This window comes from Tsukamurella pulmonis (genome assembly GCF_900103175.1).
In the GTDB taxonomy this organism is placed as follows: Bacteria; Actinomycetota; Actinomycetes; order Mycobacteriales; family Mycobacteriaceae; genus Tsukamurella; species Tsukamurella pulmonis.
Map to the genome: position 1 here is coordinate 693,907 of NZ_FNLF01000002.1, position 19,533 is coordinate 713,439.

General features: G+C 71.6%; 16 protein-coding genes. 9 read left to right on the forward strand and 7 right to left on the reverse strand.

Translation table 11 applies throughout. From position 1 onward, the window contains the following. The first annotated feature begins 48 nt into the window (after positions 1–48). Complete coding sequence (locus BLQ62_RS03635) at positions 49–1,272, forward strand: cytochrome P450 (RefSeq protein WP_068567236.1); 1,224 nt, start codon at positions 49–51, stop codon at positions 1,270–1,272. Between the two features lie 264 nt (positions 1,273–1,536). Continuing rightward, positions 1,537–2,682, forward strand: a complete 1,146-nt coding sequence (locus BLQ62_RS03640) for an MFS transporter (RefSeq protein WP_068567234.1) — start codon at positions 1,537–1,539, stop codon at positions 2,680–2,682. A gap of 31 nt (positions 2,683–2,713) precedes the next feature. Here BLQ62_RS03640 and BLQ62_RS03645 read toward each other — a convergent pair whose 3' ends face one another. From BLQ62_RS03645 to BLQ62_RS03655, 3 genes are read right to left on the reverse strand one after another with little or no spacing between them, the layout of a single operon-like run. Then, positions 2,714–3,886: a thiolase domain-containing protein gene (locus BLQ62_RS03645; protein ID WP_068567233.1), complete on the reverse strand. Its 1,173-nt coding sequence runs from the start codon at positions 3,884–3,886 to the stop codon at positions 2,714–2,716. Beyond that, entirely contained in the window at positions 3,886–4,965 is a 1,080-nt protein-coding gene (locus tag BLQ62_RS03650; protein ID WP_068567231.1) for a thiolase domain-containing protein, read from the reverse strand. The genes BLQ62_RS03645 and BLQ62_RS03650 overlap by 1 nt, the downstream gene beginning before the upstream one ends. Next, the gene (locus BLQ62_RS03655; RefSeq protein WP_414929918.1) at positions 4,962–5,924 is read right to left on the reverse strand and encodes a Zn-ribbon domain-containing OB-fold protein; all 963 of its coding nucleotides are present in this window, start codon (positions 5,922–5,924) and stop codon (positions 4,962–4,964) included. The genes BLQ62_RS03650 and BLQ62_RS03655 overlap by 4 nt, the downstream gene beginning before the upstream one ends. A 129-nt stretch (positions 5,925–6,053) precedes the next feature. Here BLQ62_RS03655 and BLQ62_RS03660 point away from each other — a divergent pair, with 129 nt between their 5' ends. Continuing rightward, the gene (locus BLQ62_RS03660) at positions 6,054–7,607 is read left to right on the forward strand and encodes an AMP-binding protein (protein WP_068567230.1); all 1,554 of its coding nucleotides are present in this window, start codon (positions 6,054–6,056) and stop codon (positions 7,605–7,607) included. A gap of 93 nt (positions 7,608–7,700) precedes the next feature. Here the strand turns inward: BLQ62_RS03660 and BLQ62_RS03665 are convergent, their stop codons facing one another. Continuing rightward, positions 7,701–8,498, reverse strand: coding sequence for a crotonase/enoyl-CoA hydratase family protein (locus BLQ62_RS03665; protein ID WP_068567228.1), 798 nt, complete (start codon positions 8,496–8,498; stop codon positions 7,701–7,703). Between the two features lie 118 nt (positions 8,499–8,616). Between BLQ62_RS03665 and BLQ62_RS03670 the strand changes: the two genes are divergently transcribed. From BLQ62_RS03670 to BLQ62_RS03680, 3 genes are read left to right on the forward strand one after another with little or no spacing between them, the layout of a single operon-like run. Next, positions 8,617–9,720 carry an NAD(P)H-dependent flavin oxidoreductase gene (locus BLQ62_RS03670; protein ID WP_068536540.1) on the forward strand — a complete coding sequence of 368 codons (1,104 nt, stop codon included), beginning with the start codon at positions 8,617–8,619 and terminating at the stop codon, positions 9,718–9,720. A gap of 4 nt (positions 9,721–9,724) precedes the next feature. Further along, complete coding sequence (locus BLQ62_RS03675; protein WP_068536538.1) at positions 9,725–10,222, forward strand: pyridoxamine 5'-phosphate oxidase family protein; 498 nt, start codon at positions 9,725–9,727, stop codon at positions 10,220–10,222. 8 nt (positions 10,223–10,230) lie between these two features. Then, positions 10,231–10,911, forward strand: coding sequence for a hypothetical protein (locus tag BLQ62_RS03680; RefSeq protein ID WP_068536536.1), 681 nt, complete (start codon positions 10,231–10,233; stop codon positions 10,909–10,911). Between the two features lie 3 nt (positions 10,912–10,914). On the opposite strand, the gene BLQ62_RS03685 is transcribed toward BLQ62_RS03680, so the two are convergent. Further along, on the reverse strand, positions 10,915–11,934 hold the full coding sequence (locus tag BLQ62_RS03685; protein ID WP_068567226.1) for an LLM class F420-dependent oxidoreductase: 1,020 nt from the start codon (positions 11,932–11,934) through the stop codon (positions 10,915–10,917). 45 nt (positions 11,935–11,979) lie between these two features. On the opposite strand from BLQ62_RS03685, the gene BLQ62_RS03690 reads away from it, so the two are divergent. Together BLQ62_RS03690 and BLQ62_RS03695 are read left to right on the forward strand one after the other, a co-directional pair. Further along, the gene (locus BLQ62_RS03690) at positions 11,980–13,560 is read left to right on the forward strand and encodes a succinic semialdehyde dehydrogenase (RefSeq protein ID WP_068567225.1); all 1,581 of its coding nucleotides are present in this window, start codon (positions 11,980–11,982) and stop codon (positions 13,558–13,560) included. Between the two features lie 52 nt (positions 13,561–13,612). Continuing rightward, the gene (locus BLQ62_RS03695) at positions 13,613–16,840 is read left to right on the forward strand and encodes an ATP-binding protein (protein WP_068567223.1); all 3,228 of its coding nucleotides are present in this window, start codon (positions 13,613–13,615) and stop codon (positions 16,838–16,840) included. 27 nt (positions 16,841–16,867) lie between these two features. Here BLQ62_RS03695 and BLQ62_RS03700 read toward each other — a convergent pair whose 3' ends face one another. Together BLQ62_RS03700 and BLQ62_RS03705 are read right to left on the reverse strand one after the other, a co-directional pair. Continuing rightward, positions 16,868–17,689, reverse strand: a complete 822-nt coding sequence (locus tag BLQ62_RS03700) for an ABC transporter permease (protein ID WP_068536529.1) — start codon at positions 17,687–17,689, stop codon at positions 16,868–16,870. Continuing rightward, positions 17,686–18,705, reverse strand: a complete 1,020-nt coding sequence (locus BLQ62_RS03705) for an ATP-binding cassette domain-containing protein (protein WP_115391403.1) — start codon at positions 18,703–18,705, stop codon at positions 17,686–17,688. The genes BLQ62_RS03700 and BLQ62_RS03705 overlap by 4 nt, the downstream gene beginning before the upstream one ends. Before the next feature lie 90 nt (positions 18,706–18,795). Between BLQ62_RS03705 and BLQ62_RS03710 the strand changes: the two genes are divergently transcribed. Further along, on the forward strand, positions 18,796–19,482 hold the full coding sequence (locus BLQ62_RS03710) for a hypothetical protein (RefSeq protein WP_231857665.1): 687 nt from the start codon (positions 18,796–18,798) through the stop codon (positions 19,480–19,482). Positions 19,483–19,533: the final 51 nt, after the last annotated feature.

The window sequence follows — 19,533 nt, forward strand, 5'->3', positions numbered from 1 at the left end:
TCAGATACGCCTGGCCAGAGACCGGGTGAAGACGCTTGAGGAGGCGGCGTGAGCGTGCACTTCCCCGCGGGGTTCGATTTCACCAGCCCCGACCTGTGGTCGGAGCGACGGCCGGAGACCGAGTTCGCCGAGCTGCGGCGATCGGCCCCGGTGTGGTGGCAGGACATCCTGCCCGGCACCACCGGATTCGATGACGGCGGGTTCTGGGTGGTGTCCAAGCTGGAGGACATCAAGGCGATCTCGCGCAACCCGAAACAGTACTCCAACTGGGAGAACGGCGCGATCGTGCGCTTCGGCCCCGAGATCGAGCGCGAGCAGATCGACATGCAGCGCATGCTGCTGTTGAACATGGATCCGCCGCAGCACACGAAGACGCGGCGCATCATCTCCCGCGGGTTCACTCCGAAGGCGGTCGCCTCGCTGCACGACGCGCTGGCCGGGCGGGCCGAGCAGATCGTGCACGAGGCCCGCAAGACGGGCGGAGGCGACTTCGTCGAGCAGGTCGCGTCCGAACTCCCCTTGCAGGCGATCGCCGAGCTGCTCGGTGTGCCCCAGGAGGACCGGCGCAAGCTCTTCGACTGGTCCAACTCGATGATGGCCTACGACGATCCGGAGTTCGAGGGCAACTACCTCGACGCGATGACGCAGTTCACGGGCTACTCGTGGAACCTGGCGGAGGAGCGTCGCAAGTGTCCGATGGATGACATCGTGACCTCTCTGATCCAGGCCGACATCGACGGCGAGTCGCTGGGCAGCGACGAGTTCGCCTTCTTCGTGCTCCTGCTCGCCGTCGCCGGCAACGAGACCACGCGCAACGCGATCAGCCACGGTATGAAGGCCTTCGTGGACTACCCCGAGCAGTGGGAGATCTATAAGGAGCAGCGGCCGCGCACGGCCCCCGACGAGATCGTCCGCTGGGCGACACCCGTCTCGGTGTTCCAGCGCACCGCGCTCGAGGACGTCCAGCTCGGCGAGCAGACGATCAAGAAGGGCCAGCGCGTCGCGCTGTTCTACGCCTCGGCCAACTTCGACGAGGACGCCTTCGAGGATCCCTACACCTTCAACATCCTGCGCGACCCGAACCCGCACGTCGGCTTCGGCGGCTCGGGCACCCACCACTGCGTGGGCGCCAACCTCGCCCGCCTGGAGATGGACTTGATGTTCAAGGCGATCGCGGACGTGATGCCGAACCTGCGTGAGCTCGAGCCCCCGCAGCGCCTGCGCTCCGGCTGGCTCAACGGCATCAAGCACTGGAAGGTCGCGTACGAGTAGCCGATCGCCCGAGGATTCCGCATCCTGCTGCCCTCCGAAGCCGAATCAGGCTTCGGAGCGCATTTCATTGCGGATCTCCCGGAAAACGGATCGCCCCGGGTGCCGCATGCGGACTACGGTGGCGCCGGTGAGCACACCCGAATCCCATGAGGAAGGGGTCGCCGGTCCCGCCGTCGGCCCCGCGCAGCGCGCCGACGTGCGCTGATCGAGCCGACTGCGGCGACCGGAGACGATGCCCCGTTTCCCTCGCCCCAGGAGTTCTTCGTGCCTCGGCTCGTCCTGTTCCTCGCCCTCGCCGTCTTCGCGATGGGTACCTCCGAATTCATGCTCTCCGGCGTCCTGCCCGCTCTCGCCGACGATCTCGCGGTCACCACGTCCGCCGCGGGCGGCCTCGTCTCCGCCTACGCGCTGGGCATGGTCGTCGGTGCACCGGCCACCGCCGCCCTCGCGCGACGGTGGCCCCCGCGCGCGGCCCTGCTCGTGTTCCTCGCGGTGTTCGCGGCGGTCCACGCCGTCGGTGCGCTCACCGCGTCCCTGCCGGTGCTGCTCGTGACCCGGGTACTGGCGGCGGTCGCCAACGCCGGCTTCCTCGCCGTCGCCTTCACGGTGGCGACGGCCGCCGTGGGCCCCGACCGCCGCGCCCGCGCCCTGTCGGTTCTGCTGGCCGGCACCACGATCGCCATGGTCGCGGGCGTCCCGGCCGGTGCCGTCGTGGGCGCGGCGGCGGGGTGGCGAACCCTGTTCTGGGCGGTCGCGGTGCTCTGCCTGCCGCCGTTCGTTGCGATCCTCGCCGTGGCGCCGGGGGATCGATCCGAGGCCGCCGGCGGCCGCCCGTCGTTGCGTGGGGAGATCCGCGCGCTCCGGAACCCGAGGGCGGCAGTGCTGCTCGCTCTGACCGCGCTGGTGAACGCGGGAACCTTCGGGATGCTGACGTATCTCGCCGTCCCGGTGCAGGAGACGCTCTCACCTTCGTGGATTCCCGGAGTGCTGCTGCTCTTCGGAGTCGGGGCGTGCCTCGGTGTTGCCCTCGTCGGGCGGATCGCTGACGCACGCCCGTGGGCGCTTCTCGCCACGGCCGCCCCGACTCTGGTGGGCGCGTGGGCGGCGCTCGCGACCGGTGGCCGGGCACCGCTCGTTCTGCTGACGGCCGTGCCTGCGGCAGGCCTGCTCGCGTTCGCCGTCGGCGGGACCTTGATCGCGCTCGTGATCGACTCGGCCGCAGGGCGGACGCCCACCATGGCGGGCGCCTACGCCACCGCGGCGCTCAACGTCGGCGCGGTGGCCGGTCCGGTGGGCGCCGGTGCCGCGCTCGAACGCGTCGGTGGGGGCGCGGGGCCCGCGTGGTTCGCCGCGTCCGCTGTCGCGGTGGCGCTGGTCCTGGGTGGGCTTCTACGTCGGGCGGGACGATAGCGATGCGCGGGCTACTCGCGTTCGGGAGTGGCTACTGCGGCTTGTCCGCGCCCACCAGCCACATGGAGAAGTACTGCGAGCCGCCGCCGTAGGCGTGGCCGAGGGCGGTGCGGGCGCCGTCGACCTGGTAGTCCCCGGCCCGGCCCATGACCTGCTTGGCGGCCTCGGCGAACCGGATCATGCCGGAGGCGCCGATCGGGTTGGACGAGAGCACGCCGCCCGACGGATTGACCGGCAGCTCGCCGCCGATCTCGGTGCCGCCGGATTCGGTGAGCTTCCAGCCCTGGCCTTCGGGCACGAAGCCGAGGTTCTCGAGCCACATCGGCTCGAACCAGGAGAACGGCACGTAGATCTCCGCGGCGTCGACCTGACTCAGCGGATCGGTGATGCCGGCGTCGCGCCAGAGGGCGGCCGCGGCGTCCTGGCCGGCGCGCGGGCTCACGTGCTCGCGGCCGGCGTAGGCCAGCGGCTCGGTGCGCATGGCGGTCGCGAGGACCCAGCCGACGCGGTTGCCGGTGGCGGCCTCCGAGGCGGCGGCCGCCTCCTCGTCGCCGAGCACGATGGCGCACGCGCCGTCGGACGACGGGCAGGTCTCGTCGAATCGGATCGGGTCCCACAGCATCTGCGACGCCTGCACCGATTCGAGGGTGATGTCGGGCTGGTGCAGGTGGGCGAGCGGATTGCGCGCGCCGTTGCGTCGGTCCTTCACGGCGACCATCGCACCGACGTGCTCGGGGGCGCCCGAGCGCCGGATGTAGGAGCGTACGTGCGGGGCGAAGTAGCCGCCCGCTCCCGCACCGACGGGGACCGTGAACGGAACCGGGATCGACAGCGCCCACATGGCGTTCGACTCCGACTGCTTCTCCCAGGCGACGGTGAGCACCCGCTTGTGCACACCGGATTTCACCAGGGCGGCGGCGACGGCGGCGGTCGAACCGCCCACCGAGCCCGCCGTGTGCACGCGCAGCAGCGGCTTGCCGACGGCGCCCAGGGCGTCGGCGAGGAACAGCTCGGGCATCATGACGCCCTCGAACATGTCCGGCGCCTTGCCGATCACGATCGCGTCGATGTCGGCCATCGTGGTGCCGGCGTCGAGCAGCGCGGCGTCGACGGCCTCGCGGATCATGCCGGCCATCGAGACGTCCGTGCGCTTGGCGCGGTGACGGGTCTGTCCCGTTCCGAGTACGGCGGTGGGCTTACCCATCACTTGGCCTCCATCACTGCGATCAGGTTCTGCTGCAGGGCGTGCCCGCTCGTGGCGTGGGCGAGGACGCGCTCGGCGTCGCCGTTCCACACGGCGCGCGCCGCCTCACCGATCCGCGCCAGGCCGGCGGAGAACATCGGATTACCCACGAGCGCACCGCCGGACGGGTTGATCCGTACATCGTCCCCGAGGCCGATCGCATTGCGCAGAATCAGCTCCTGGTGCGTGAACGGCGCGTGCAGCTCGGCGAGGCGCACGCCGTCGGCACCCGCGGCGCGGGCAGCGGCCGTCGTCGACGGGGACTGTGTCAGGTCGCGCGATCCCAAGGCGGGCGAATCGATCCGGTGCTCGAGCCCGGTGATGAACGCCGGGTTCTCACGGATCTCGCGGGCGCGTTCCGCCGAGGCCAGGACGGCGACCGCGGCGCCGTCGGTGACGGGCGCGATGTCGTGCCGGCGCAGCGGATCCGCCCAGAGCGGTTCGGCCAGTAGCTTGTCGGCGTCGACGGTGCGCGAGACCTGCGCGCCCGGATTCGCTGTGGCATCGCCCAGGCTGCGTGCGGCGACGGCGGCCATGTCGGCCTCGGTCCACGCGCCCGAGTCGATGCCGGCGCGGGCCTGCAGCGCGGCGACGGACACCGAATCGGGCCAGAGCGGCGCGACGGTGTACGGGTCGAGCTGCATGGTGAGAGTGCGGCGCAGGACCCCGGCGGAGGACTTGCCGAAGCCGTAGACGAGCGCGGTGTCGACCTCGCCCGTGCGGATCTTCACCCACGCCTCGTACAGGGCCCAGGCGGCGTCCATCTCCACGTGCGACTCGTTGATCGGCGGCACGGCGCCGATGGAGTCGATCGCGGCGATGAACGAGAAGGCCCGCCCGGCAAGGTAGTCCGACGAGCCGGAGCACCAGAATCCGATGTCGGACTTGGTGAGGCCGGTCTGCGCGAACGCATCGGCGAACAGCGGGATCAGCATCTCCACGCCGTTGGTGGTGGTCTGGGCGGCGCGCAGCGACGGAGTGGCGGCGTAGCCGACGACGGCGACGGAGCCGTCGGGATCGGTGCAGGTGCGTGTGCTCACAGGTGCTTCTCGTAACTGGAGTAGGGGGCGTCCGGGTCGCCGGTCGGCTCGAAGTGGGAGATGTTGCCGGGGCTCTCGGTCCATTCCTCGCGCGGCTTCCACACGGCGCGCACGCGCATGCCCATGCGCACCTCGGAGGGGTCGCAGCCGAGCACGAGATGCAGGAACGGGATGTCGGCACCGTCGATCAGCACGTAGGCGGCGACGTACGGGGGCTTGATCCGCTGGCCCTGGAAGGGCACGTTGACCACGCAGAAGGTGGTGACGACGCCGGTGTCCGGGAGGTCGACCTCGTCCGTGGTGGGGATGCCGTCGATCGGGCAGGCGTTGCGGGGCGGGACGTAGACATTGCCGCACTTCCCGCAGCGCTGGCCCAGCAACCGCCCTTCGGCGAGGGCCCGCAGGTACCGCGTCTCGGGTTCGGACGCCGAGTGCTCGAGCCGCAGTTCCACGGGGGTGGTGAGGATCTCGATCGGCTCGCCGGCAGGCTCCGCGACGTCGGGGACGCCGCCGCCCTCGCCGGGCACGAAGTGCGTGATGTCGCCGATCGCGCCGGTCGTCTCGGCCGCCCAGCGGGCGTGCACCCGCATCCCGGTCGCCATGTCGGCGCTGCTCGCGACATTGACGGCGTGCAGCAGCGCCGTGTCGGCACCGTCGAGCCGGATGAGGGCGTAGGCGAACGGCCGGTCGAAGGGCTGCCCGTCGACGGGGTGCTGGTTCCAGCTCCAGGAGGTCACCGTGCCGGTGTCGGAGACGGGGACCACCTCGGTGAGGGCGGCGGTGGTGTCGGGATCGAACTCGAGCGGGGGCACGTGCACCCGTCCGGCCGCGTCCCGGGTGCCGACGATGCGGCGCGCGCGGAGGTTCGTCATGAACGCGCCCAGGACCGGCCCGAGCGACCGGGTGTAGTCGAAGGACAGGTGCATCGGCGCCGAGAGGGTCTGCGGTTCAGCGGTCACCTCACGAGTGAAACATGTTCTAACTTTTTGGCGCAAGGGTATCCCGGAAACGGCGCGATGCCTTTACCGTGAAGAAAGTTCGTACCGCGTTCCGCGCCGGTATCCCCGTCACGATCCACGAGGTGTTCCATGGACGATCTGCACCGCGAGCCGCTCGCCGGCGACATCCTGCTCGGTTCGCTGGGCGCCTACTCCGACCGGACGGCCGTGCACGTCACCGGGCCCGAGGGGGACAGCACGCTCACCTACGCCCAGGTGCGCGACGAGGTGAGCCGGTACGCCCAGGCCTACGCGTCGTTCGGCCTGGGCGTCGGCAGCCCGGTCGCGATGCTCTCGGGCAATCGGCACGAGGTGCTGATCGCCCAGTCCACCAATCTGATCACCGGCGTCCGGTTCGCCGCGCTGCACCCGATGGGCTCGCTCGACGATCACGTCTACGTCATGGAGGACGCGGGAATCGAGACGCTCATCTACGACCCGCAGCTCTACGAACAGCGCGCCGCGGACCTGCGGGAACGCGTGCCCGGCCTGAAGACCCTGCTCTCGCTCGGCCCCACGGAGCACGGGGTCGACCTGACCGCCGTCGCGGCCGGGTTCGAGCCCGGACCGCTCGCCGCGCACACCGCGGACCCGTCGTCGACCGCCAGCCTGGCCTACACCGGCGGTACCACGGGCAAGAGCAAGGGCGTCATGCTCAGCTACTCCGGCGGCGCCTCCCTGCTGCGCATCCAGCGCACGGAATGGGAATGGCCGCAGGAGATCCGGTTCCTGGTGTGCGCGCCGCTCAGCCACGCGGGCGGTGCCTTCTGGAACCCGACGTCGATGTCCGGCGGTTCGATGGTGGTGCTGCCCCGGTTCGAGCCCGAGGCGGTGCTGGCGGCCATCGAGAAGTACCGCATCACCGCGACGATGCTGGTGCCCACCATGATCTACGCCCTGCTCGATCACCCGAAGTTCGACGACTACGACCTCTCCAGCCTGGAGACCGTCTTCTACGGCGCCTCCGCGATCTCGCCGACCCGGCTCACCGAGGCCATCGAGCGCATCGGCCCCAAGTTCTTCCAGTTCTACGGCCAGGCCGAGTGCCCCATGACCATCTCCGTGCTCCGCCGCGCCGACCACGACCCGTCGAAGCCGGAGCGGCTGGCGAGCTGCGGCAAGCCCGTCCCGTGGGTGAACGTCGCCCTGCTCGACGACGCCGGGCGCCCTGTCGAACCCGGTGCGCCGGGGGAGATCTGCGTGCGCGGGCCGCTGGTCATGCAGGGCTACCTGAACAAGCCCGAGCAGACCGCCGAGGCCACCGCGCACGGCTGGCTGCACACCGGCGACGTGGGCCGGTTCGACGACGAGGGCTACCTCTACATCGTCGACAGGAAGAAGGACATGGTGGTGACCGGCGGCTTCAACGTCTTCCCCCGCGAGGTCGAGGACGTGATCTCGACGCACCCGTCCGTCGCCTCGGTCGCGGTGATCGGCGTGCCCGATGAGAAGTGGGGCGAGGCGGTCAAAGCGGTCGTGGTCCCCCGCGCCGGCGCAAGCGTCGACGTCGAGGAACTGCGCGCGCTGGTCCGCGATCGGAAGGGGGCCGTCTACACGCCCAAGACCGTCGACCTCGTCGAATCGATCCCCGTGAGCCCCCTCGGCAAGCCCGACAAGAAGGCGCTGCGCGCCCAGTACGCCTGACCACCCGACGCAACAGCAGGAGAGCCCTGATCCTTCAGCCGAGGATCAGGGCTCTCCTGCTGTCGAGTCACAGCGGGCGCTCGCGCGGGAGGCTCAGCGGCCCTCGAAGGCGGGGGTGCGCTTCTCGGCGAAGGCGCGCGGGCCCTCCTTGGCATCGCGGGAGAGGAAGACGGGCAGGCCCTCCTTCGCGTCGATCGCGAAGGCCTCCTCCTCGTGCATGCCCTCGGTCGCGCGCATGGTGCGCAGCATCGCCTGCACGGCCAGCGGGCCGTTCGCGTTGATCAGGTCGGCCAACTCCAGGGCCTTGTCTAGCGCGGTGCCGTCGGGCACGACGTGGCCGATCAGGCCGTACTCCTTGGCCTCGGCCGCGGTGATGTGCCGACCGGTGAGCAGTAGATCCGCCGCCACCGTGTAGGGGATCTGCCGCGGCAGCCGGACGGCCGAGCCGCCCATCGGGTAGAGGCTCCACTTGGCCTCGGACACACCGAACTTCGCGCTCTCGCCCGCGACGCGGATGTCGGTGCCCTGCAGGATCTCCGTGCCACCGGCGATGGCGGCGCCCTCGACCGCGGCGATGAGCGGCTTGCCGGGGCGGCGGCCCTTGATCAGTCCCGGGATCCGGGCCGGATCGAAGGCGCTGCCCTCCTTCATCGCCTCGCCCGGGTTCGACTTCGCCATGTTCTTCAGGTCCGCGCCGGCGCAGAAGGCGCCGCCCGCGCCGGTGAGGACGGCGCTGCGGATCTCCGGATCGTCGTCGATCCGGTCCCAGGCGTCGCTGAGGATCTGCAGCATCTCCCCGGTGAGCGCGTTCTTGCGTTCCGGCCGGTTCATCGTGATGAGCAGGGTGTGACCGCGCTGCTCGACGAGGGCGTGTGGGGCGTTGTCGGACATGGCGAAAGCTCCTCGGTCCAGGATCCCCGGAGAAATGGGGGTCGGCAATTGCGGCAATCCGCTGCCACCGAACAGTAACAGGTTCTAGTTTGGAGGAAAGAAGTCTTCAGGAGGTTTCATGCGCACACCCCTGTGCGAGGACCTGGGCATCGAGTACCCGGTCATCGCCTTCACCCCGTCGGAGCACGTGGCCGCAGCGGTCTCCCGGGCCGGCGGCCTCGGCGTCCTCGGCTGCGTCCGGTTCAACGACCCCGACGAGCTCGACGCCGTCCTCGACTGGATGGACGCCAACACCGACGGCCGGCCCTACGGCGTCGACATCGTGATGCCCAACAAGGTGCCCACCGAGGGCAGCGCGGGCGATCTCACCGAGCTCATCCCCGCCGAGCACCGCGCCTTCGTGGAGCGCACCCTGCGGGAGCTCGGGGTGCCGGAGCTGCCCGACGGTGCCGCCGGTGCGGGGGTGCTCGGCTGGCTGCACTCGGTGGCCCGATCGCACGTCGACGTCGCACTCAAGCACCGGATCTCGTTGATCGCCAACGCCCTCGGCTCGCCGCCGAAGGACGTCATCGACGCCGCGCACGAGCACGGCGTCAAGGTCGCCGCGCTCGCCGGCCGCGCCAAGCACGCCCGCGCCCACGTCGACAACGGCGTCGACATCGTCATCGCGCAGGGCTACGAGGCGGGCGGCCACACCGGCGAGATCGGCTCGATGGTGCTGCTCCCGGAGATCGTCGACGAGGTGGGTGAGGACGCGACCGTCGTCGCCGCGGGCGGCATCGGCTCCGGCCGGCAGATCGCCGCGGCGCTGACCCTCGGTGCCGAGGGGGTGTGGATGGGCTCGTACTGGCTCACCACCACCGAGTACCTCGAGACGCACACGAAGTCGCAGACCATGCAGGAGGCCCTGGTCTCCGCGACGAGCGCCGACACGGTGCGCACCCGGATCTTCTCCGGCAAGCCCGCCCGCCTGCTCAAGACCCGGTGGACGGAGGCGTGGGAGCAGCCCGGCGCACCGTCGGCGCTGCCCATGCCCCTGCAGAACCTGCTGGTGGGGGAGGCGCACAGCCGGATCCACGCCTCGGGTGACCCCTCGGTGGTGGCGATGCCCGTCGGCCAGATCGTGGGCAGGATGAACGCGGTGCGGCCCGTCGCCGAGATCATGGCGGAGCTGGTCGGCGAGTTCTCCGATGCCGTCGACCGCCTGAACCTGGCACGCTGATCACATGGGAACGAATCAGCGCGGCGCGATCCAGATGTCCGAGGCGGAGATCGAGGACTTCCTCGAGCGCAGCCGGACGGCCACCATCGCCACTCTCGGCGCGAGCGGGGCGCCGCACCTGGTCGCCATGTGGTACGCCGTCATCGACGGTGACCTGTGGATCGAGACCAAGTCCAAGTCGCAGAAGGTGGTGAACCTGCGCCGCAATCCGGTCATGAGCGCGTCGATCGAGGCCGGGGACTCCTACGACCAGTTGCGCGGCGTGACCATCGAGGGCGCTGCGGAGATCGTGGAGGACGAGGCGACGGTGCGCGCGGTCTGCGAGCAGGTCTACGAGCGCTATTTCGGCCCGTACACCGAGGATCTCAAGCCGGCGATCGACGCGATGATGAACAAGCGGGTCGCGGTGCGCCTGCGCGGTGACCGCGTGCGCAGCTGGGATCACCGCAAGCTCGGGATGCCCGCGATGCCCGTGAGTGGGAGCACGGCGGCGTTCCTGTAGGCGCGACGATGCTCGAAACGCACTCGGACGACGATGCGGACCTGGTCGAGCTCAGCCCGTGCGTCGGGGGGCTCGTGCGCACCTGGTCGGCCGACGGTGCCGCCCGCCTCTGGTCCGTGCCCGACGACGCCTGGCTCCGCGAGGTGCAGGCGGCCGGCCGGATCGGCCGCGTCTCGCGCAAGGAGGGGCGCTATCGCGAGGCGGCGCGCCTGTCGGAGGCCGACGGTGCGCTGCTGGTGCGGCCGCGGGCCCCGCTGCGGGGCGCCGACGGGGCCCTGACCATGCAGGAGCAGTCGGTCGCGCTGGCCGCGCAGAAGCGGCCCTCGCGGTCGACCTTCGAGGACTTCCGGGAGGTGCTCGTGCGCGCGGTCGAGCACTGCGCCGCCACCGACGAGTACCTCGTCGTGGAGCGGGGCGCGCACGATGCCGGCCGCGAACCCTTCTGCCTCTTCGTCGTTCTGCCCGCCGACGGTGCGCCGGGCGGCGTCGTCACCGTCGTCGAGACCGCGCCGCCGCCGGGCGATTCCGAGCTGTGGGCCCCGTTCATCGACGAGTGGGAGCGGACGGCGACGATCAGCGCACCGTCGAGCCCCGAGACGGTGGCGACGGCCCCGACGGTGATGATCGAGGCGATCAGCCGGTGGGACCTCGACCCGTGGGATCTCGCCTTCACCTTCGGGCGGCGCTGACGCTCAGCCCCGCGCCGCCTCCATCAGGGCGCGCAGGGTGCTCTCGTCCCGGACGCCGCTGAACAGCACCGTCGTGACCGGGGAGTCGCGCCAGAGCTGCATCCGTTCGGCGATCCGGTCGATCGGCCCGAGCAGGGCGATGGAGTCGGCGAGCTCGTCGGGGACGGCGGCGATGGCGCCCGCGCGGTCGCCGGCGAGGAACTTCTCCTGGACCGCGACGGCGGCGTCCGCGAAGCCGAGCCGACCGATGAGGTCGAGGTGGAAGTTGGTCGACTTGTGGCCCATGCCGCCGATGTAGAAGGCGAGCGGGATCTTGGCCCGGGTCAGAGCCGCGTCGAGATCGTCGGAGACGATCACCGAGACCGTGGCGGCGATCTCGAAGCCGGCGGAGCGACCCGCGAGGAATTCGCCGAAGACCGTCTCCACCTGTTGCGGATCGACGAAGAGTGGCAGCCAGCCGTCGGCGATCTCGGTCGAGAGCGCCACGTTCTTCGGGCCCTCCGCGCCGAGGAAGACCGGGATCCGCGGTCGCACCGGCAGGGCGATGGACTTGAGCGGCTTGCCCAGGCCGGTACCGCCGGGCAGGGGGAGCGGGTAGTGCGGTCCGGCGCTGGTGACCGGCTCCTCCCGGGCGATCACCTGCCGCACGATGTCCACGTACTCGCGGGTGCGGGCGAGCGGCTTGGGGAACGGATTGCCGTACCAGCCCTCGGCGACCTGGGGGCCGGAGGCGCCGAGGCCGAGCACCATGCGACCGCCGGAGAGGCCGTCGATGGTGAGGGCGTGCATCGCGGTCGCGGTGGGGGTGCGCGCGGGGATCTGCGCCACGGCGGTGCCCAGCTTGATCCGCTTCGTCCGCGCCCCGTACCAGGCCAGGGTCGAGAAGGCGTCCGAGCCGTAGGCCTCGGCGGTGAAGACGTAGTCGTAGCCGAGTTCGTCCGCGGCGACCACCGCGGCGGTGTGGTCCTCCGGCCCACGGGTCCAGTAGCCGAGGTTGATGCCCAGATTGAGATGGTTGACCATTCCCCGAATCTAGAACAAGTTCTAGGGTTTGGGTTACAGTTCGGTATGGCTTCGCCCACGCAGATCGACAGCACCCTGCCCGCGCGCGTCACCGACGAGCTGATCGAGCGCCTCACCGCGCAGGTGGTGGCCGACGGCAGTCGCGAACCGTTCACCATGACCGAGGTGTTCACGGGAGCGGCCATCGGCTCACTCCCGCAGTCGACCCCCGGCGACGTGATCGCGGCCTTCGCCACCGCGCGCGAGGCGCAGCGGCACTGGGCGCAGCGTCCGCTCGAGGAGCGGCTCGCGGTCTTCCGGCGCCTGCACGAGCTGATCCTGGAGAACAACGAGCTGCTGGTCGACCTCATCCAGAGCGGCACCGGCAAGAACCGCCGCATGGCCTTCGAGGAGTCCTGCGACGTGCCGATGGTGATCAGCCACTACCTCAAGGCCGCACCGGGACTGCTCCGCTCGCGGCGCCGCGGCGGCCCGATCCCGGTGCTCAGCAACTCCGTCGAGCTGCACCGCCCCAAGGGTGTCATCGGTGTCATCGCCCCGTGGAACTTCCCGTTCGCGATGGCCCTCTCGGATGCGATCCCCGCTCTCATCGCGGGCAACGGCGTGGTGCTCAAGCCGGACAACAAGACCGCCCTCGCGGCGCTCTACGGCGTCGAGCTGTTGCGCCGCGCCGGCGCGCCGGAGGGGCTCTTCCAGGTGGTCTGCGGGCAGGGACCGGACGTGGGCCCCGCCCTCATCGACGAGTCCGACTTCGTCATGTTCACGGGATCGAGTGCCACGGGCACCACCGTGGGGGAGCGGGCCGGGCGCAACCTGATCGGCTGCAGCCTCGAACTCGGCGGCAAGAACCCGATGATCGTGCTCGACGACGTGGACCTCGACGAGGCGATCACGTCGGCGATCTTCGCCGTCTTCGCCAACGCGGGCCAGGCGTGCATGCACATCGAGCGGATGTACGTGCACGAGCGCATCTTCGACGAGTTCTCCCGCCGGTTCGTCGCCGCCGCGGGCGCGCTCAAGCTGGGCGCCACCTACGACTACGAACCCGACATGGGCTCGCTCGCCTCGCCCGATCAGCTGCGCCGCGTCTCGGCGCACGTCGAGGACGCGCGCGCCAAGGGCGCCACCGTGCTGTGCGGCGGTCGCGAGCGCACGGACGTCGGCCCCGCCTTCTACGCGCCGACGGTGCTCACCGGTGTCACCCCGGACATGCAGCTCGCGACGGCCGAGACCTTCGGCCCCGTCGTCGCCCTGTTCCGGTACGCGGACGACGAGGAGGCCATCCGCCTCGCCAACGACACCCACTACGGGCTCAACGCCAGTGTGTGGGGCAAGGACCTGCGCCGGGCCGCGCGGATCGGCGCACAGCTCGAGGCGGGGAACGTCAACATCAACGACGGCTTCGCGGCGTCCTTCGCCAGTAAGGGCACCCCGTCCGGCGGGTGGAAGGCCTCCGGCGTGGGTGTGCGGCACGGCGATGCGGGGCTGCTCAAGTACACGGACACCACCAACCTGGCGACGATGAAGAAGCAGGTCTACGGGGCTCGGCCGGGGCAGAGCTACGACCAGTACGCGCAGCAGACGCTCCAGGTGCTGCGCTGGATGCGCAAGCTGCGCATCCGCTGATCGCGTCGCCACCGGGGCGATCCGAAGGCACCACCGCGACTACGCTGGCCGGGTGCACGACGGCAGCGCCACCGACCACGCGGCGATGATCGGCGTCCTCGGACCGGTCGTCGCCGGCGGTCGCGCCGTGCCGGGCGTCCGTGCCCGGCGGCTCCTCGTCGCGCTCGTCCTCGCGGACGGACGCCCGGTCAGTGCCGACCGTCTCGTCGACGACGTCTGGGGTGACGCGCCGCCCAAGGCGCCGCACGCCGCGCTGCACACCCAGATCTCCCGCGTCCGTGCGCTCATCCGGCCCGCCGCGCTCGACGCGGTCGCGGGCGGCTACCGGCTCACGGCGGACACCGATCTCGCGCGCGCCGAGGCGGCGCTGCGGCGACCGGGCGACGAGGGGCGCGCCCTCGCGCTGTGGCGGGGCGCTCCCGGTGAGGATCTCGACGACGGTGGCCCCGCGCACGAGCTCGCGCGCCGGGCGGGCGCCGCGTTCGATCGACTCGAGGCGCGGTCGGCCACCGCGGCGTTGGCAGCGGGTGAGATCGACACGGCGCGCGCGATCGCCGAGCGCCGCATCGCCGCCGATCCTCTCGATGAACCCGCCCGGATCCTGCTGATGCGGGCCCTCGCCCGCGACGGCCGGACGGCCGAGGCCCTCGCGGCCTACGCCGAGTTGCGCCGCGTCTCCATCACCGAACTGGGCACCGAGCCCGGCGAGGAGGCGGCTCGGCTGCACCGCGAACTCCTGACGGACGGCGCCCCCGCGTCGTCGGCACCGTCGCGCGCCGCCGCGGTGGGCCTGCCCGCCGAGGTCACACCGCTGATCGGCCGCGACGCGGAGCGCGCCGAGCTGGTGCGGCTCCTGGGGGAGTCCCGGGTGGTCACCGTCCTCGGGCCGGGTGGAGTCGGCAAGACCCGCATCGCCGAAGCGGTCGGCCTCGCCGTGGCGGAGGCGGGCACCCCGGTCTATTACGTGCCGCTCGCCGCCGTCCGCTCCGCCGACGGTGTGCTGCCGGCGGTCTCGCGCGTACTCGGTCTCGCGGAGGCGGACCTGGGCGCGGACGGGATGCCGCGCAGGGCGATCCGCGATCTCGGCGCCCGGGTGGTGGAGGCGTTGGGACGCCGGCGCTGCCTCGTCGTGCTGGACAACTGCGAGCAGGTCGTCGACGCCTGTGCGGAGGTGGTGGGGGACCTCGTCGCGGGTGCTCCCGGCGTCACCGTGCTCGCGACCAGCCGTGCGCCGTTGCGGATCCGGGCGGAGCGGGTGCACCCGCTGCCCGTGCTGGCGACCGCCGGATCCACCTCCGCCGCGGTCGAACTGTTCGCCCAGCGCGCCCGCGCCGTCCGGCCCGACGTGCCCCTGCCCGGCGGCGCCGTCGCGGAACTGTGCCGACGCCTGGACGGGCTGCCGCTGGCGATCGAGCTCGCCGCGGCCCGGGTGCGCACGTTGAGCGTGGAGGAGATCACCGACCGACTGGAGCAGCGGTTCGCGCTGCTGCGCTCCGCCGACCGCTCGGCGCCGGACCGGCACCGCACTCTGCATGCCGTGATCGAATGGAGTTGGGAGCTCCTCGAATCCGACGCTCAGCGGACGCTGCGGCGCCTGTGCCGCTTCCCCGCGGGCTTCGACACCGCCGCTGCCGCCGCGGTCACCGGACTGGACCCGATCGCGCTCGACGATGCGCTGGAATCCCTCGTCAACCAGTCCCTGCTCCACGTCACGGAGAGCGGCGGTCGCACCCGCTACCGGATGCTGGAGACGGTGCGCGAGTTCGGCGAGGAGCGGCTCGCCGAGGCACCGCGATCGATCGACGGGACCGGCGAGGGCACCGGCGTGGATCGGGCGATGGCGTCGTGGGCGGCGGCGCTGTCGGCGCAGATGTGGCGCGAGTACCGATCCGTCGGTGGGCACGGGGTGATCGGTCGGCTCGCGGACGATCTCGAGAACCTTGCTTTCGTGCTCCGCGGTGCCGTCAGCGCGCTGACGGCCGGCGATCGCGACGCGATGTGGACGGTGATCCGCGTCTTCCCCTTGCTCGCGGGGCTGTGGTCGATGCGCAGCCTGCACGCGCAGGTGCAGGAGCTGGGCATCCGGATCGTGCACGCCCTGCCCGATCCGCGCCCGGCGCTCGTGGCCGGCCTCGGCGACGAGGATCGCGAGCTGTGGCAGGCGACGGTGCTCGCCGCGTGCGCGGCGCCCGGGGCCGACCCGAAGGCGCGGCACGTGGTGCGGGGCCGCACCATGATCCGTCGCCTGCACCGCCCCGAGCGGACGCTGCTCGACCCGGCCGAGTACTTCAGCGCCCTCTTCCTGCAGCGCTCCGTCTTCGGCCTGCTGCGGCTCGTGCTCGCCGGGGTGGACGCGCCCGTCGACGACGTGCGCCTGCACGCCCTCGCCGCTCGGATGAACCTGCGGGAGAACCGCGGCGATCTCGTGGGCGCTCTGGAGGACTCGGCGGCCATCGGCGCGCTCGGCGGCGCGGGCGACGCGTGGACGGAGGCGATGCTGGCGATGAGCACCGCGAGCATCCTCGGCCAGCAGGCACGGTGGGAGGAGGCGCAGCGCCGCTACCGGACGGCCGCCGAGAAGCTGACCTCGATCGGCGCCGAGGAGGACGCGAGGCAGGCGACCGCGTACCTCGTGGCGAGCCTGAGCTCGCTCGGCCGCCTCGACGAGGCGCAGGCCCTGCACCGCACGCTGCAGGGCGACTGGGAACCCGTCGATCCGGACCCGGACGGCGGACCCGAGGCGGTCGCCGCGATGATGATCGGCACCGCCGAGCTGGCGCGGCTGCGGGGCGTGCCCGACGCCGCGCTCTACCGGCGGGCCGGCGAACTGCTGGTGCGACGGATCCCCAACGGCAGCAGGGATCCCGGTGGCGAGATGCTGGTGGCGATCGCTCTGCTCGGTGTCGTGGCGTGCGGGGAGCCGGAGTCGGGGCGCGAGCTGGTGGCGGCGCTGACCGCGGGGGACGAGGCGATGTTCGGGGTCACCGGATACTGGGATCTGCCGCAGGCGGCGACCATGGCGCTGGCCGTCGGCGCGTACCTGGTGGCGACGGACCCGGGCTCCGCCGAGGCGGCGATCTTCGTGGCCCTGGCGCGCAGACTCGGTGCGCGCCAGGACTACCCGGTGATGCACGAGACCGTGCGCCGTCTCGCTGATCCGCCGGAGGGTGCTCCGGCGGGCCAGTGGCGCGCCCGGGGCGAGGAGGTGGCCGGGCTCCCGCGCTCCCGCGCGGTCCGCCTCCTGCGCGAGAGCACCGCCGCGCTGCGCCGGAGGGCGTAGCGCGGCGGTGCCGGGGACGGAGCGCCGTCAGCGGGCGTTGCGGATGTAGGCCCGCACGGCGAGGGGCGCGAAGATCGCGATGATCACCAGCGCGCCGGCCAGGCTCCACACCACGTGCACGCCCGCGTGACCGGAGTTGCACAGCTCGCGGATCGCGGAGACCAGGTGGCTGATCGGGTTCACGTTCACGAAGGCCTGCAACCAGCCCGGCATCGTCTCGACCGGGACGAAGGCGTTGGACAGGAAGGTCAGCGGGAACATGATCATCATCGACACCCCCTGCACCGAGGTGGCCTTGCTCATCAGGCAGCCCATGAGCGCGAAGATCCACGACACGGCGAAGCTGCAGAACAGGATCAGCGCGGTGGAGGCGAGGACGCCCACCGGGTCCGGGCGCCAGCCCATCGCGATTCCCACGACGAACGTGATGATCGTGGCGATGAGGTAGCGCACGACGTCCGCGAGCAGGGCACCGGCGAGCGGGCTGATCCGGGCGATCGGCAGCGCCCGGAACCGGTCGAAGACGCCCTTGTTCATGTCCTCGCGCAGTTGGGTGCCCGTGACGATCGATGCGACGATCACGGTCTGCACGAGGATGCCGGGGATGATGACCGGCAGATAGCTGTGCACGTCGCCGCTGATCGCGCCGCCGAAGATGTAGGCGAACATGAGCGTGAACACGACGGGCTGGAGTACCACGTCGAAGAGCTGCTCCGGGTTGTGCCGGATCTTGAGCACACCGCGCCAGCCCATGGTGAAGGACTGCCGGACGGTGTCGGCGAGGCCGATGTGGTTCGGGGCCGCGCGGTCGGGTGTGCGGCCCGGGGCGCGGGTCAGGGTGGTGGTCATGACGCCTCCTGGGCGGGATCGGTGGCGGCCGCGCCGTTCTCCGGGTGGCCGGTGAGGGTGAGGAAGACCTCGTCGAGGCTGGGCTTGGAGACCGTGATCTCCTCGATGGCGACGCCCTGCTCACGCAGCGCGATGAGCAGGTCCGGCACGAGGTCGGGACGCCGCAGCGGAGCGGTGACGCGGGCCGCCTCCGGGCTGAGCGCCGCCGGCTCGTCCAGTACGGCGTCGACGGTGCGCGCGACGGCGGGTGCATCGGCGCGGTCGGCCGGGGTGAGCTGCAGCGTGGAGGAGCCGACGGAGGCCTTGAGCTCGTCGGCGGTGCCGTCGGCGATGACGAGGCCGTGGTCGATCACCGCGATCCGGTCGGCCAGCTGATCGGCCTCGTCGAGGTACTGCGTGGTGAGCAGCACCGTCGAGCCCTGGGCGACGAGATCGCGGATGGTGTCCCACATCTGCGAGCGGGTGCGCGGATCGAGGCCCGTCGTCGGCTCGTCGAGGAACAGCAGCGGCGGGGTGTCGATCAGGCTGGCGGCCAGGTCGAGCCGCCGCCGCATGCCGCCCGAGAACTCCTTGAGCGGCCGGTTGGCCGCATCCTCCAGCCCGAAGGCGTGCAGCAGCTCCTCGGCGCGATCGCGCGAGGCCGGGCGGCTCTTGCCCAGCAGCCGGCCGAAGAGCACGAGGTTCTGCCGCGCGGTGAGATCCTCGTCGACCGAGGCGTACTGCCCCGTCACGCCGATGAGCGAGCGCACCGTGGTGGACTCCGCCACCACGTCGTGCCCGAAGACGCGGGCACTGCCGGCGTCGGGGCGCAGCAGCGTGGCGAGCATGCTGATGGTGGTGGTCTTGCCCGCGCCGTTGGGGCCGAGCACGCCGTAGACGGTGCCGGTGGGCACCTGCAGGTCGACGCCGTTGACCGCGCGGGTCGCACCGAAGTGCTTGACCAGGCCGCGGGCGTCGATCGCGAGGTCGGTGGGGGAGGACGGGCTCGCGCCGGTCCTCATCTGTGTGATCGTCATGGGCATGACGATGCATCGCCCCGCTGTCGTGGGACTGTCGTCGCGCTGACGCGGACTGTCGTCGCCGGTCGGCCGGTATCTGTCAGGGGTGTGCGCCACAATGACGGGGTGCTGTTCGCCGAGGTCGTCGCCGTGTCCACCGAGGTAGCGGGCACGCGCTCGCGTACCGCGAAGATCACGGCGTTGGCCGCGGTCATCCGCGCCGCCGGGCCCGCCGACGTGCGTCCGGTCGTCGCCTGGCTCTCGGGCGAGCTCCTGCAGGGGCGACTGGGTACCGGCTGGCGCACGCTCGCGCGCACCGCCCCGGCGCTCACGCCCGCGGCGGAACCGGAGTTGACGATCGAGGAGGTCATCACCGCGCTCGATGAGTTGGCCGGCACCTCCGGCGCGGGCTCCGTCGCCCGGCGGGACGCCGTCCTCACCGCGCTGTTCGGGCGCGCGACAGCGGCGGAGCAGCGCTTCCTCGTCGGGCTCATCACGGGCGAGGTCCGGCAGGGCGCGCTCGCGGGGGTTGTCACCGACGCGGTGGCCCGCGCCGCAGAGGTCCCGCTGGAGACGGTGCGTCGCGCGGCGATGCTCTCCGGCTCGCTGCCGGACACCGCCGCGGCCGCCCTGCGCGGCGGCGCCGACGAGCTCGCGGGCTTCGGCCTCGAGGTGCTGCGGGGCGTCTCCCCGATGCTGGCCTCCCCGGCGGAGGACGTCGCTTCCGCGCTGGCCGACCTGGGGCCGGACGTGAGCGTCGAGTACAAGCTCGACGGTGCCACCTGCGGTTTGTGACTCATGTAGTCGGGGCGGGGCTGACCTGCGAGTATGTCAGAGTTTGCGTCG